The sequence below is a fragment of the Leisingera sp. ABM4_101 genome, assembly GCF_056158725.1.
In genome coordinates, this window is record NZ_JBSWTV010000001.1 from 1 (window position 1) to 13,565 (window position 13,565).

At 63.1% G+C, this 13,565-nt stretch carries 11 protein-coding genes; 3 read left to right on the plus strand and 8 right to left on the minus strand.

Features of this window, described 5'->3' with window-relative positions; all coding sequences use genetic code 11:
- Window positions 1–15 precede the first annotated feature (15 nt).
- From ACXAEK_RS00005 to ACXAEK_RS00025, 5 genes are all read right to left on the minus strand, one after another.
- The gene (locus ACXAEK_RS00005; protein ID WP_475038952.1) at window positions 16–780 is read right to left on the minus strand and encodes an N-formylglutamate amidohydrolase; all 765 of its coding nucleotides are present in this window, start codon (window positions 778–780) and stop codon (window positions 16–18) included.
- On the minus strand, window positions 777–2,474 hold the full coding sequence (locus tag ACXAEK_RS00010) for a Na/Pi cotransporter family protein (RefSeq protein WP_475038954.1): 1,698 nt from the start codon (window positions 2,472–2,474) through the stop codon (window positions 777–779). The genes ACXAEK_RS00005 and ACXAEK_RS00010 overlap by 4 nt, the downstream gene beginning before the upstream one ends.
- Window positions 2,475–2,478: 4 nt before the next feature.
- Window positions 2,479–3,246, minus strand: coding sequence for an inositol monophosphatase family protein (locus ACXAEK_RS00015; protein WP_475038956.1), 768 nt, complete (start codon window positions 3,244–3,246; stop codon window positions 2,479–2,481).
- A 644-nt stretch (window positions 3,247–3,890) separates the two neighbouring features.
- The gene (locus ACXAEK_RS00020; RefSeq protein WP_475038957.1) at window positions 3,891–5,099 is read right to left on the minus strand and encodes a mandelate racemase/muconate lactonizing enzyme family protein; all 1,209 of its coding nucleotides are present in this window, start codon (window positions 5,097–5,099) and stop codon (window positions 3,891–3,893) included.
- Window positions 5,100–5,112: 13 nt separating this feature from the next.
- Window positions 5,113–6,771 (minus strand): GMC family oxidoreductase, encoded by a 1,659-nt coding sequence (locus tag ACXAEK_RS00025; protein ID WP_475038958.1) that lies wholly within the window; start codon window positions 6,769–6,771, stop codon window positions 5,113–5,115.
- Window positions 6,772–6,873: 102 nt separating this feature from the next.
- Here ACXAEK_RS00025 and ACXAEK_RS00030 point away from each other — a divergent pair, with 102 nt between their 5' ends.
- A complete protein-coding gene (locus ACXAEK_RS00030; RefSeq protein WP_475038960.1) occupies window positions 6,874–7,764 on the plus strand; it encodes a LysR substrate-binding domain-containing protein in 891 nt (296 codons plus the stop codon).
- Here the strand turns inward: ACXAEK_RS00030 and ACXAEK_RS00035 are convergent.
- Window positions 7,736–8,662 (minus strand): LysR family transcriptional regulator, encoded by a 927-nt coding sequence (locus tag ACXAEK_RS00035; protein ID WP_475038961.1) that lies wholly within the window; start codon window positions 8,660–8,662, stop codon window positions 7,736–7,738. The genes ACXAEK_RS00030 and ACXAEK_RS00035 overlap by 29 nt on opposite strands.
- Before the next feature lie 101 nt (window positions 8,663–8,763).
- Here ACXAEK_RS00035 and ACXAEK_RS00040 point away from each other — a divergent pair, with 101 nt between their 5' ends.
- Entirely contained in the window at window positions 8,764–9,594 is an 831-nt protein-coding gene (locus ACXAEK_RS00040; RefSeq protein ID WP_475038963.1) for an aspartate racemase/maleate isomerase family protein, read from the plus strand.
- Window positions 9,595–9,608: 14 nt separating this feature from the next.
- The gene (locus ACXAEK_RS00045; RefSeq protein WP_475038965.1) at window positions 9,609–10,361 is read left to right on the plus strand and encodes a sulfotransferase-like domain-containing protein; all 753 of its coding nucleotides are present in this window, start codon (window positions 9,609–9,611) and stop codon (window positions 10,359–10,361) included.
- A gap of 71 nt (window positions 10,362–10,432) precedes the next feature.
- Here the strand turns inward: ACXAEK_RS00045 and ACXAEK_RS00050 are convergent, their stop codons facing one another.
- Both ACXAEK_RS00050 and ACXAEK_RS00055 read right to left on the minus strand, forming a co-directional pair.
- Window positions 10,433–11,548 carry a cystathionine gamma-lyase gene (locus ACXAEK_RS00050; RefSeq protein WP_475038967.1) on the minus strand — a complete coding sequence of 372 codons (1,116 nt, stop codon included), beginning with the start codon at window positions 11,546–11,548 and terminating at the stop codon, window positions 10,433–10,435.
- 203 nt (window positions 11,549–11,751) lie between these two features.
- Window positions 11,752–13,443: a thiamine pyrophosphate-binding protein gene (locus ACXAEK_RS00055; protein WP_475038969.1), complete on the minus strand. Its 1,692-nt coding sequence runs from the start codon at window positions 13,441–13,443 to the stop codon at window positions 11,752–11,754.
- Between the last annotated feature and the right edge of the window lie 122 nt (window positions 13,444–13,565).

Below are 13,565 nucleotides of genomic sequence, written 5' to 3' on the forward strand. Positions count from 1 at the left end.
ATGTCAGTTGTTCGCTCACGATGCATCCTCCCCGATCGCGATATCCATTAGCGCCGGCGCCAGAAGCTGCAGGATCTCCTGCGCCCGGGCGGCGATATCCTCTTGGCTGCGCATCAGGTCGTTGCGCACCTCTATCATCACATTGGCCAGCCCGCGGGACAGCGCATGCAGACGCAGCGAATGGGTAACGCCATCGGCCGGACCGTAAGGTTCATTGCGCTCCACCCGGCGCCCGGGCAGGCGGTCGGCATAATCCAGCATGGCATCCACCAAGCGGCTGTCTTCATCATGCAAAAGACCAAGTTCCACCACCCGCGGGTTTCCAAAAAAGACCGGAGTGAAGGAGTGCACGGTCATCACCACCGTGTCCGCTCCGCGCCCGTCCAGCACTTCAGAGACGGCCCGGCAGAACGGCTGGTAAACCGCTGCCGTGCGGGCGCCCCGCTCTGCCTGGGTGAGATTGCGGTTACCGGGCACAGCGATCAGCTCGGATTTCTCCGGCATCGCACTGGCGGCTTCTGGCGGGCGGTTGCAATCATAGACCAGCCGCGACACGGCCGACATCACCGCAGGCGCATCCAGCGCAGCCGACAACGCCAAGGTCAGATCGCGCGCGCCGGGATCCCAAGCCGCATGGCTGAGGCGGTCAGCCTCTTCCAGACCCAGCCCGCCATAGGCGTCCGGGATGTGGGAACTGGCATGTTCGCACAGCAGAACCACACGGCCTGTGCCCCCGCTGTTCAGGATTTCAACAGGGCTGCTGCCCGGCAATACGGTCATCTGTCTGCCTCCGTCGTGGCGGTCTCAGTGTGTTTCGGCATGTCCTCGATCAGCCGGGTTTCGAGCAGCTGGCCGTGCCGGTAGAGGATCGGATAGGCGACGGCGGCGATATGGCTGTTGAACTCGCGAAACGCCCGCAGGGTTTCCAGATGAATATCGCTGGTTTCAAAGCTCTGCACCGTACCTTGCTGCAGCCGCCTGAGGTGGCGCTTGCGGCTGTCGCTCTCAGCGCGTTTGATTTCGCTCTTCTCCTGGCTCAGCAGGCGCGCGCTTTCCAAGTCGTCGGAGATCAGCACGTTCTTGGCCAGTTTCAGGTTGGCCAGGATGTTCTCATGCATATGCACCAGCTCTCCCCAGCCTTCCTGCGAGAAGGCCGCACCGGTTTTGCGCATCTCACCCGCAAGTACCGCAAGCCGTTTGGCCACCACGTCGCCCGCGGTTTCCAGGCGGATGGCATATTCCATCAGATACTGGATCTGCCGGGCCGTATCTGTATCCGGCTCCCCGCCCGGTTGGGCCGCCACGAATTTGCGGATCCCGGACAGGCAGCTGTTGACCTCTTCGTCGATCGCCTGAACCGCCTTGATACTGTCTTTGCCGCCTGTGCGGTACAGCTCCAGCGCCGGCTGGAACATGGTCTCAACCAAGTCGCCCATCCGCAGCAACTCCCGCTTGAGACTGGACAGAGCCTGCGCCGACGTGCCCGGATTTTCCTGCTCCAGCGCACTGACCGGCCGCCCCGGCTGCACAGGCTCCACCTGCGCGGGCTCCGGAAACAGCCGTGCAAACAGCGACCCCAGCGGGGTGCAGACCGGCAGCGCCAGCAGCAAGAGCGAGGCATTGAACGCCAGATGCGCGCTGACCAGCATCTGGCCGCCCTGCGGATCGCCAAGCCACCCCTGGCGCAGCGCCAGATTGGCGCCGAACAGGCAAATCACCGCCCAGGTGCCGCGCAGCGCAAGATTGGCATAAGGAATGCGGCGCGCCTTCAGATCCATGCCGCGGCTGAGCCACACCGGAATGAAGGCGGAGCCGAAATTCGCCCCCAGCACCAGCGACAGCCCGGCCGCAAAGGGGATCGCGCCGATCTGCACCAGCGTCACGCACATCAGGATCGCCGCAACGGAGGAATGCATCACAAAGGCCAGCGCGCCGCCAACCAGAAACGCGGTGATATAATCCCGCGCCAGATAGCCTGCGACCGCGGGCAGAAAGGCGCTGTCACGGATCGGATCCATCGCCTCGCGCAGAAAACGCAGCGAAATCAGGATGAAAGCCACCCCCATCAGGATCCGCCCCAGCTGCCGCGCTTTCTTGGCCTCGGTCTTGACGAACAGGTAGCCGCCAACCGCCAGCAGCACCGGCACCAGCCAGTCGAGCTTGAACGACAGGATCTGGATGATCAAAGCGGAGCCGAGATCGCCGCCCAGCACGATCGCCAGCCCGGTGGGAAAGGCCAGGTATCCGCTGGCGGCAAACCCGGATGTCAGCAGCGCCACCGCGGCCGAGCTTTGCAGCACGATCGCCAGGCACAGCCCCATCGCCCCGGCCTGCAGATGGCTCTGCCGGCCGGTCAGCAGCCGCTGGAACGAGGCGCCATAGCTGCGCTCAATGCCCGTCCGCACCATCCGCACCGCGTAAAGCAGCAGCATCGTGGCGCCCGCCAGGCTGAGGAGGAAGCTGACAATCGCCAATGGGTCAGCCCTTGACCAGCGCCATCATACCGGCGTGAAGCGCTGGGGTTGCAGCGGAAATGACCCTGCCATCTGACTCTAGCCCCAGCGGCTGGCCATCCCAATCAGTAACCACCCCGCCAGCCGCCTCGATCACCGCAGACACCGGCAAATAGTCATAAGGCTGCAAGTCATAGTCGATCACCGCATCCACATGCCCTGCCGCCAGCAACGCATGGGGATAGCAATCATAAGCAAAGCGGCGGGTTTGGCCCGCATACATCAGCCGCTCAAACAGCTCCGGATAATCCCGGTGGATCTTGTCCCCTTCATTGACATACAGAACCGCCTGATCCAGCCGGGTCTGGCCGGACACATGCACCGGCTCGCCATTCAGTGCCGCGCCCTTGCCGGGCACCCCGATATAGGTTTCCCCCAAAGCAGGCATCCCGATCACTCCAAGCTGCGGCACCCCGCCCTTCAGCTGTCCAAGCAGGAAGCCGAACAGCGGGTGGCCGGACAGAAAGGAACGGGTGCCGTCGATCGGGTCAATGATCCAGACATTCTCCCGGTCTGCGCCCTCAAATCCATGTTCCTCGCCAAAGATGCCATGGTCCGGGAAATGCTGTTCCAGATAGGCGCGGACCTTGGCTTCGACGCCTTTATCCGCCTGGGTGACCGGGCTTTCATCCTCTTTGAACTCGATGCCCAGCCTCCCCCGGAAGTAGCCGCGGGCAGCCTCTGCAGCGATCTCCGCAATCCGGAGGGCATGATCAGCGTAATCCTGTTTCATCAGCATCGGTTCTGGGTCCATCCCTTTGCTTTGCGCCCGGTTTGCAAAGGGCACATCTGCCAGCGCTGTCCGCACATTTGGTGCCGGCCAGGCCCCGAAATACGCGCATTACCGGAATTGCGGAAAATCCCTCACCGGAAAGCCGCGAATCCCAACTTTGCAGTCAAATTTCTCAAAAATGTGGGATCGGTCAACAAAAAAGTTGGAAAATGCCCGAATTTGATCGAGCAACAGTCAAGAACGCCCAAACATAACCGAATTTTCGCATGCTTTTGACCGTTTTCGCCGGAAAAAGCTGGCAGGATCCCATGCAATAACGCGGACGCCAGCGACGAGCGGCTGCTACTTGCACGCTGCCTCCATAGGGCAGCCACCCGGAAGCCGCAGCCTTCCGGTCAATGCTCCAACTGGCCGTTCACAGCTTTGGCCCGCTCCCAAGAAAGGGGCGGGCTTCACTCCTTGAAGGAATTGAATAATTTTAGGAAGTGGGCGCAGCAAACCCCTGGCCCGCTCTCAAGAATTGCAACTGGCCGTCCTGCACCTGCTGGAACAGCTCCAATGCAGAAATTCAGCCAGCCGCGGCTTGCTATGGCCGCGGCTGGTTCAGGATGCCATTCCAGCACCGCCAAGGACGCGGCGGAACATCATTGGACAACTGGAACGTCTGATAACTCCAAGTGCAACTTGCTGCCGGTATACGGGCTAGCCGCAATCGCCGCGTCATCCAGCTCAACCCCAAGACCTGGTTCAGCGGAGGGGATCACATACCCCTCATCCCAGGTGATGGTGGACTTCAGGCAGGACATGTAAGGCCCGTCAAACTTGCCAATCAACTCCAGGATCAGGAAGTTCGGGCTGCAGGCGGCAATCTGGATGTTCGCCGCCGCCACCACCGGCCCGCAGTACAGATGCGGCGCGATCTGCGCCTGCCGGGTTTCTGCCATGCTGGCGATCTTCTTGGCCTCCAGCAGCCCTCCGACCCGGCCCAGATCCATCTGCAGGATCGAGGCCGCACCGGCCTCCAGCACCCGCGCGAACTCATGCTTGGTGCAGAGCCGCTCACCGGTCGAGATCGGCACCGAGGTGAACCGCGCCACTTCGGCCATATCGGCGGGGTTCTCCGGCGTGGTCGGTTCCTCAAACCACAGGGGCTCATGGGGTTCCAGCCGCCGCGCCATCCGCTTGGCGCCAGAGACGGTGAACTGCCCATGGGTGCCGAACAACAGGTCCGCACGGGTGCCAACTGCCTCGCGGATGCGCTTCACAAACATCTCGCTGCGCTCCAGATCCTCCATCCGTGGCTGGTGCCCGTCATAGATCGTATAAGGGCCGGCGGGATCGAATTTCACCGCCGTGAAGCCCTCATTCACCCGCTGCAAGGCTACTTCGGCGGCAATATCCGGGTCGTTATAGACATTGGGCGCCTCCGGGTCCGGATACACATCCCCCTCCGGCGGGTACAGATAGGTATAGCTGCGCAGCCGCTCATGCACCTGGCCGCCCATCAGCTCATAAACCGGCTTGCCCGCCGCCTTGCCGATGATGTCCCAGCAGGCCATTTCAAGCCCGCTGAGGACCCCCATCACCGTCACATCGGGGCGCAGCGTATAGCCTGCGCCATAAGACTTGCGCCACAGCTTCTCGATGTGATGCGGATCGCAGCCCTCAAACTGGCGGGCAAACATTTCCTCGGCCATGGCACAACACAGGTCGGGGCCGAAAGTGGCGTTGTATATCTCCCCCACCCCGGTGATGCCGCAAGCGGTGGTGAGGCGCACAAAGATAAAATACCGGCCGCCGTGGCGCGGCGGCGGGTTGCCGAACACAAAGGTTTCAATCTGGTCGAGTTTCATCTGACGTTCCCTGTCATTCCGCCGCCAAGGGCCTGTTTTCATTGTCTTCCAGAACCAGATCCGCCGCGCGGTGCGCCAGCATCATGGTGGGCGCGTTGGTATTGCCCGAGGTCACATTCGGAAACGCCGAGGCATCAATCACCCGCAGACCACCCATGCCATGCACCCGCAGCCGCGCATCCAGAACCGAATCCTGCGCGTCATTGCCCATCCGGCAGGTGCAGGTCGGATGAAACACGGTGCCGGCGCGCGCGCGGAAGTTCTCCAGCAGCGCCGCATCGTCCATCTCCAGAATATCCGGTGCCCGCCGCTCCCGCGTGACCGCCTTGATGGCCGGGGTCTGCGCCAGCGCTTGCAGCAGGTGGCTGGCTCGCACCGCCGTCGCCTTGTCCGCCTCAGACGACAGCGAGTTCGGCTCGATAAGCGGCGCCTGGCCCGGATCGGCAGACTGGATATTGATCTGCCCGCGGCTGGTCGGCCGGCTCGGCTGCACGCACAGCAGGAAGCCGTTGTCCCTGTCGATCTGCGGCTTGCCATTGGGCCGTGTGGAATAAGACGCGGGATTGCAATAAACCTGCACATCCGGCAGTGCGGCGCCTTTGGTGCGGACAAAACCGCTGCATTGGTTCACCGGCACGCTCAGCGGCCCCCTGCGGGTCAATACATATTGCAGCCCCGCCTTCAGCTGCCCGGCATAGCTGCCCAGTCGCGCGTTCAGGGTCGCGGTATTGGCCCAGAAGAAATGCGAGACCGCCAGATGGTCCTGCAGCCCCTGCCCGACCTTCGGCAAGTCATGCGCAACTTCGATCCCATGCCGCTGCAGCAGCGCCGCCGGCCCGATGCCGGACAGTTGCAGCAACTGCGGCGAGTTCACGGCGCCTGCGCTCAGGATCACCTCCCGCGCCGCCAGCGCCTGCTGCAGCCGGCCCATCACCCTGTAGGCGACACCGGTGGCGCGCTTGCCAGAAGTTAGCACTTTCTCGACCAAGGCCCCGCTCACCACAGTCAGATTTCCCCGCCGCAATGCAGGCCGCAAAAACGCATCCGCCGAGGACCAGCGCCGCCCGGCCTTCACCGTGCTGCGTACATACCCCACGCCCTCGCCTGGCAACGTCTTGGCACAGGCATCCGCGGGTGCATTCATGTCCTGCAAATACGGCCAGCCCATTTCCTTGGCTCCCGCCAGAAAGTTCCGCGCAAAGGGATGCATCCGCTCGCTCAGATCCGTAACCCGTACCGGCCCGCTGCCACGAACCCGGCGGCTGGAGCCCTGCCACTCGTCATGGCTCTCCATCATCTCATAGGTCTGCCGCACGGTGTCCCAGCCCCAGCCTGCGGCGCCTGCTGCCTGCCAGTCATCAAAATCATGCGGCAGTCCGCGCACATAGGCCATCGCGTTGATCGAGCTTGACCCGCCCAGAACCTTGCCCCGCGGCCAATAGGCCTCGCGCCCGTTCAGCCCCGGATCAGCAGCCGCGGAATACCGCCAATTCACCGCCGGATCCGAGAAAGTGAATCCGTAACCCACCGGAATCTTGACCCAAAACCGCCGGTCGGTACCGCCGGCCTCGATCAGCAGCACCTTATGGCGGCCATTGGCCGTCAGCTCGTCCGCCAGCACACAGCCCGCCGATCCGGCTCCGACGATAATGAAGTCAAATGTCTGCGCCATGCCCCTGCCGCCTCTTCCTATCCGGCAACCATGCACAGTGCCTTAGGCACAATTCAAACAATGCGTTTTACCCCTAAGGCTAAACTGTGCTTAAAGATGCCTATGACCGACCTGCCCCATGTCACCTGGCTCAAGGCCTTTGAAGCCGCCGCGCGGCTCAGCAGTTTCTCTGCCGCAGCGGAGGAACTGGGCCTCACGCCCGCTGCCATCAGCCAGCAGATCCGGCTGCTGGAAAAACACCTGAATACCCAGCTGTTCAAACGCCTGCCCCGCGGCGTGGTGCTGACCGACACCGGCCAGGCCTATGCCCAGCCGATCCGCAAATCCTTTGACGACATGCAGCGCGCCACCACCGGGCTGTTCAGCAAGAAACGCAAACGGGTGGTGCGCTTGCGCGCCACGATCTCCTGTGCCGCGCTGGTGATCGCACCGCAGCTGGCCCGTTTTCAGGCCGAACACCCGGATATCTTCGTGCAGCTCTCCACCACCGTCTGGGCCAGCCGATTCGACGAGGAGGCGCTGGACATCGACATCCGCTACGGCTCTGGCGACTGGCAGGAGGCGCAGATCCAGCACCTCGGCCACGAAAGCGCCATCCCCGTTTGCAGCCCGGCCTATGCGGCAGCCCTCGGCGGCAGCCCGTCGATCGAGGATCTTGCCCGCGCCGATGTGGTGCAGATCATCGGTTCGGAAACCGACTGGGGCCGCCTTGCTGACCTGCACGGGCTGACCCTGCAGGTCACCACCGACTGGCTCAAGGCCAACTCATCCCTGCTGGCCTTGCAGACGGTGGCGGCCGGCCATGGCGTGACCATGGTGCTGGAAAGCTTTGCCCGGCAATACATCGAACAGGGGCTGGTCATCGTTCCGACAGAATACAAACTGCCCAAACGCCGCTCCCACTATATGGTGATCAACGACCGCGCGGGTCAGCGGGACGAGGTGAAGGCGGTCAGCAACTGGATCACCTCGCTTTACCAGGCGCTGACCTGAACTCGCCCAGCCGCCGGATATCCTCCAGCAGCGCCAAACACTTGCGGGCCGCCGGGTTTTGCTCTCCGAACCGTGTCAGCCGCGCATAAAGACAGGTATCCCGGGAAAACCAATCCCCCGGCAGATCCTGCAACTGGCCGCGTTCCAGATACGGATCGGCAAAGCCGCGCCACCCCAGCGCCAGCCCGCGCCCCTGCGCCGCCGCCTCCAGCAGAAACACGTAATTGTCGAAATTCTCCGCCTGCGGCCAGTCCAGGGCGCCGCTGTTGGCCGCCTGCCAATCCTCCCAGCGCAGCCAGCCAAAGTTTTCCTGCCGCAACCCCAGCACCCCCGGAGGCGCACCATGCCCCGCCAGCGCTGCAACCGCCTGGGCAATCACCTCAGGCGTTCCGACCGGCTTTACCTCTTCTGGGCAAACCACCACATGCGCCCGCTCAGGCGGTACTTGCGAATACTCAAAGACAATATCCGCACCGGTATCAACAGCGGCCCCGGTCAGATTGTATTCGGCGGTCACAAACCGCAGTTGGGTCTCCGCCCCTAGACCCGCCCGCAGCGCGCTGTGGCGCGGCAGCAGAAGCAGATGCGAAACCGAGTAAGAGCAGGTAATCGTTACCCCGGTCTCGGGCTTGGCAAACTCCCCTGCCGCCCGCTGCAGTCCGTCCAAAGCCTGCACCACAGAGGCATAAAACCCCTCGCCTTTCCGCGTCAGCCGGATCTGCGCGCCGCTGCGGTCGAACAAAGGCGCTCCCAGCCGCAGCTCCAGATTGCGGATATGACGGCTGATCGCGGGCTGCGAGGTGTTCAGCTCCTCCGCCGCCCGCGCAAACCCCTGCAGCCGCGCCACCGCCTCAAAGGCCGCCAGCGCATTCACCGAAGGCAGGTTGTATCTCCGCATCGCCATATCAGAACGGATATGTTGGGATGCACGCGAAAGCAATAGACAGACTCTCACCTCTGCCGCAGCGTGTCCCCCAAGCGCAAACAGGGAGAGGTGGAATGCCCGACTATAAAAAGCCCGCCCATTGGGCCAATCCAAAGAACAAGCTATTCCCGCATCAGGTCGGTTTCACCGGCCCGCCGCACGACTTTGACGCCGCACCTTCGGATTTCCTGCGGATGGCGCCGCGCTCGGTCGGGGTGCATGGGCGGATGCTGCACGTGCCGGACTACGCCCATCAGCTGGACCAGCGGCAGAAGAATTTTGGCCTCTTGGAGGAATTCGTCGAATGCATGGCCAACAACGGCGCCGACGTCTGCGGCCAGGTCGGCTCCAACTGGGTGCATGCCTCGGGCAAAGGCGTCGAGGGCATCCGCCAGCACTGCGAAATGCTCAGCGACAAGTATGAAACCCCCTTCCACATGGCCGGCTACGCCATGGTCGAGGCCCTGCGCGACCAGAACGTCGAGAAGGTCGCCCTGAACGCCTGCTACCACCCGGACAGCTGGTACAAGGGCACCGTCGGCTTCCTGAAAGAGGCTGGGTTTGACGTGGTCTGGGCCGGAAATTTCTATGACCAGGGCTGGTTTGAAACCCAGGAAGAGGTCGACAATTGCATCTGGTGCTTTGACGAGGACCTGATCTGGAAATCCTTCAACTACACCGCCGAACAGGCCCCCAAAGCCGACGCCTATCTGATCAACGGCATGAGCAACTACCGCCGTGCCTCCGACGGCATCGCGCAGCGCCCGGTGCATTACACGGCAGAGCTGGAGGAACGCCTCGGCAAGCCGGTCATCGGCCATGACACCGCGCTGTACTGGCGGATTTTCAAGACGTTGGGCCTGGCGCCCGAAACCCCGCAGGGCTCCCTGCTGTCTTCTCTCTGATAAGGAATCCCTTGATGCATAAGATTGTCGCATTGTGGGCTGTGCCCCGCTCCACCTCCACCGCGTTTGAATGGATGATGCGCCAACGCGGCGACCTCGACTGCCTGCACGAACCCTTTGGCGAGGCCTGGTATCAGGGCGAGGATCCGCTGTGGCCGCGTTACACCGAGGGCGAGAAAACCACCCCCGGCCTGACCCTGGAAAGCGTCTGGGAGGACATCAAGGCGCGGGCCGAAAAGGGGCCGGTGTTCCTCAAGGATTTCCCCCATTATATCAACCACATGTGGGATCCTGAGTTCCTCAGCCACTTCACCCACGCCTTCCTGATCCGCGACCCGGCCAAGACCATCACCTCGATGTACAACAAATGGCCGGATTTCGATGAGCTGGAGGTCGGCTTCCCCGAGCAGCGCGCGCTCTTTGACCTGCTGACAGCCCTCAATGGCACCCCGCCGCCGGTGGTGGACAGCGACGACCTGCTGGAAAACCCCGAGGAGATCACGCAAGCCTTCTGCGAGGCGGTCGGCATTCCATTCATTAGGGAAGCGTTAACCTGGGCGCCCGGCGGCGACCCATCGGCGCACAGCTGGTGGGACGGCGGCTCATTCCATGCCAATCTGGCGAAATCCACCGGCCTCACCCGCCAGACCCGCAAATATGTTGAGATCGAGAACACGCCCGAACGTGTCCGCCGCGTCCACCGCCGGATGCTGCCGCACTACCAGAAGATGCACCAGCACCGCATCCGCGTGCCGCAGATGGCCTGACCTGTCAGTCAATATCGCGCGTTTCACCAAGCTGTTCCCACGGGGACAGCTTTTCTTCCTTGGCCTGCGCTTTACCCGCTCAGCGCATCCAGCGAAGCCGCCATCGCGCTCCAAAGTTCCTCCGCCGGCTCGGTTCCGACCGAAATGCGGATGAACCCCGGCGCCACCGCATCACCCCAGCGAGCGCGGCGCTCAGCAGAGGTATGCACCCCGCCAAATGACGTCGCCGCGCGGATCAGCGGGCAGCCATTGATGAAGGCATCCGCCTGTTCCGCGCTGTCCAAAGTGATCGAGATCAGGAAGCCGAAGCGGGACATCTGCTGTTTGGCGAGTTCATGCGACGGGTCGGATTTCAGCCCTGGAAAACGGATCTGCTGCACCAGCGGATGCGCCGCCAGCCGTTCGGCCAGCACCTCGGCTGTGCTGCACATCCGGTCAAAGCGCACGTCCAATGTCTCCAGCCCCCGGTGCGCCAGCCAGGCCTCTTGCGGGCCCGGAATGCCGCCGCCGAAGGTCCGCCACTCGCGCACGGCTTGCAGGATCTCTTCGTTGCGGGTGGCCAGATGCCCCATCAGCACATCCGAATGTCCGCCCGGCGCCTTGGTGTCCGAGGCCACCACCACATCCGCACCCAGCTCCAGCGGGCGCTGTCCCAGCGGGGTCATGGTGGTGTTGTCGACGATCAGCAGCCCGCCAGCGGCATGAACGGCCCCGGCAATCGCACGCAGATCGCAAAGGTCCAGGCCGGGGTTCGACGGGGTCTCCGCAAAAACAACGTCAAAACCCTCAAATCCGCCTTCGGCAAAGCGGCTGGTCGGGCGCTGCTCGACCTGCACGCCGAGGTTTTGCAGGAACCGTTCGCTGAGGCGCCGGGTCACGTAATAGCCATCCGACGGGATCAGGATGCGGGAACCTGCCTTGACCGTGGAAAACAGCGACGCCGAGATGGCCGCCATGCCGGAGGGGTAGGCCAGAACCGGGGCGTCCTCGAGGTAGCCCAGCACGTGCTCCAGATGCTCCCAGGTGGCGTTGTCGGCGCGGCCATAGCTGGGGCCGCCGCTCCAGTCGCCCGGCAGGTGGTACATTGAGCTGTGGGTCAGCGGCAGCGCCACCGGGTCGCCCTCGGTCAGCGTGTTGCCGCGCAGGTGCAGCATGGCTCCGGCTTTGGGGGCGGTGGGTCTGTCCATGGGCGGGCGCCTTTCCTGAAATCGGGTTTTCAGGATTGATAGCGGGCTAAAGACAGAAAGAAAATCGGTTGCTGCAAGCCAACAGGGTTTTGGAACAAAGTGCTAAGGGCAGTGACCGTCCGCGGGCGGAAGCGTAGCGCCCGCCCATGGGGGCGGACGGGCGCTGCCCGGCCTGCAGCCGGGCGGTGCAACTCCGAAACAGTTCACCCCATCCAGCGGCGCACTGGCGCGGCGGCCTCTTCCAGCGCCTGGCAGACCACGTCGATCAGGGTCGGGCCGTCATGGGCAAAGGCTTCCTTGATTGCTTGGTCCAGGTCTTCCGGCTTCTCCACCCGCCAGGTCTTAACGCCGAACGCCTCTGCCACTGCCGCGTGGTTGGTGCGGTTGAAGTCGACGTTGTAATACCGTTTGCCGCAGTCGTCGCGCTGGCTGGCCTTGATCCAGCCGAAGTTGGCATTGGAGAACACCACATAGGTTATCGGCGCATTGCAGCGCACCACGGTCTCCAGCTCACCGCAGGTGAAGTTGAAGGAGCCGTCGCCCATCATCCCCACAACCTTGGCGCCGGGACGCCCAAACCAGGCGCCCAGCGACGCCGACAGCGAATACCCCAGCGCGCCGTGGGCGCGGTTGGTGATGTACTGGCGGCCCGGATGCCTTTGCTGCGAATAGGCGTTGTAATACGGGCAGCTGGTGCCGGGATCGGAAACCACGATGGCATCCTCCGGCAGGTTCTGATTCAGTGCATGAATGATCTGCTCAGGCAGCACCTGATCGGTTTTGCTGTTTGCCAGTTCCTCGAATTTGGCAAACTTGCGCCGCTTGATGTCGGCCACTTTGGCAGCACCGCCGAATGAGGGCACGTCGCCTTCGCGGCTGTCCAGATAGGCGTTCACCGCTTGCAAGGCCAGCTTCAAGTCGGCCACCACACCAACCTCGGTCGGGTAGTTGGCGCCGATGGTCATCGGGTCGTTGTCGAAGTGCACGATGCGCTGGCCGGGCTTCGGCGCTTCCCAGCGCGAGGTGGTGGTGGAGCCTGCCCGGCAGCCCATGAAAACGACCAGATCGGCCCCCTCCATCATCTCCCAGGTCTCATCTGTGCCGCCGTTGGAGCCGACCACGCCCAGCGACTGCGGGTGGGTGTCAGCCAGCGATCCCTTGCCGGAGATCGAGGTGCCGACGGCGATGTCCAGGCGGGAGGCAAGCGTTCCCAGTTCTTCCATGGCGCCGGAAATCACCACACCGCCGCCGCAGACGATCAGCGGCGATTTGGCGGTGAGGATGGCCTCGGCGGCGGCCTCGGCGGCGCCCGGTTCCGGGGCGGCGCGGTAGGACGGATAGCTATGATGCTTGGGATCGCCCCAGATGTCATCGGCGGGCACAGCGTCATACTGGATGTCATAGGGCAGCCCCAGATGCGCCGAGCCGGAGCGGCCGGTGGTCATCGCCCGGAACGCCTGACGCACCATGCGCGGTATGTGGTCGGCGCGTTTGATCACCGTGTTGAACTTGGTCAGCGGCCCCATCAGGACCTCCTGGTTAACCTCGGTCAGCGGGTATTTGCCGTAAGACCCCACGGAAATGTCGGTAGTAATCGCCAGCACCGCATAGGAGCTTTCATTGGCCTCAATGAGCCCCGGCAGGATGTAGGTAGCGCCGCCGCCGGAGGGACCTTCGCAAACGCCAACACGTCCGGTCACGCGGGAGAAACCGTCGGCCATGTAGGCGGCGCTGCGCTCGTCGCGGGTCAGGACATGGGTGATGCCATGCTCCAGCCGGTTCATTGCATCGTAGAATGGCAGCGTGGTGTCGCCGCAAAGGCCAAAGATATGGGTGACGCCATGCGCCTCCAAGGAGCGCACCATCGCCTCTGCGCCGTTCATAGTGTTCTTCATGGGAGCCCCCTGAAACCGTGGTCAAATCCTGACCCGGGCAGTGGCCCGGGATTCGTACTCCAAACTGTATACAATTCTGTAGATAGATGTGAAGACCAAATTTGACGTGGTACTTTGCCTGT

Excerpts from the sequence above, each read along its gene's own strand:
- ACXAEK_RS00005 (WP_475038952.1), bottom strand. The coding sequence starts at position 780 with ATGACCGTATTGCCGGGCAGCAGCCCTGTTGAAATCCTGAACAGCGGG.
- ACXAEK_RS00055 (WP_475038969.1), bottom strand. The coding sequence starts at position 13,443 with ATGAAGAACACTATGAACGGCGCAGAGGCGATGGTGCGCTCCTTGGAG.
- ACXAEK_RS00050 (WP_475038967.1), bottom strand. The coding sequence starts at position 11,548 with ATGGACAGACCCACCGCCCCCAAAGCCGGAGCCATGCTGCACCTGCGC.
- ACXAEK_RS00040 (WP_475038963.1), top strand. The coding sequence starts at position 8,764 with ATGCCCGACTATAAAAAGCCCGCCCATTGGGCCAATCCAAAGAACAAG.
- ACXAEK_RS00045 (WP_475038965.1), top strand. The coding sequence starts at position 9,609 with ATGCATAAGATTGTCGCATTGTGGGCTGTGCCCCGCTCCACCTCCACC.
- ACXAEK_RS00025 (WP_475038958.1), bottom strand. The coding sequence starts at position 6,771 with ATGGCGCAGACATTTGACTTCATTATCGTCGGAGCCGGATCGGCGGGC.
- ACXAEK_RS00015 (WP_475038956.1), bottom strand. The coding sequence starts at position 3,246 with ATGAAACAGGATTACGCTGATCATGCCCTCCGGATTGCGGAGATCGCT.
- ACXAEK_RS00030 (WP_475038960.1), top strand. The coding sequence starts at position 6,874 with ATGACCGACCTGCCCCATGTCACCTGGCTCAAGGCCTTTGAAGCCGCC.
- ACXAEK_RS00020 (WP_475038957.1), bottom strand. The coding sequence starts at position 5,099 with ATGAAACTCGACCAGATTGAAACCTTTGTGTTCGGCAACCCGCCGCCG.
- ACXAEK_RS00035 (WP_475038961.1), bottom strand. The coding sequence starts at position 8,662 with ATGCGGAGATACAACCTGCCTTCGGTGAATGCGCTGGCGGCCTTTGAG.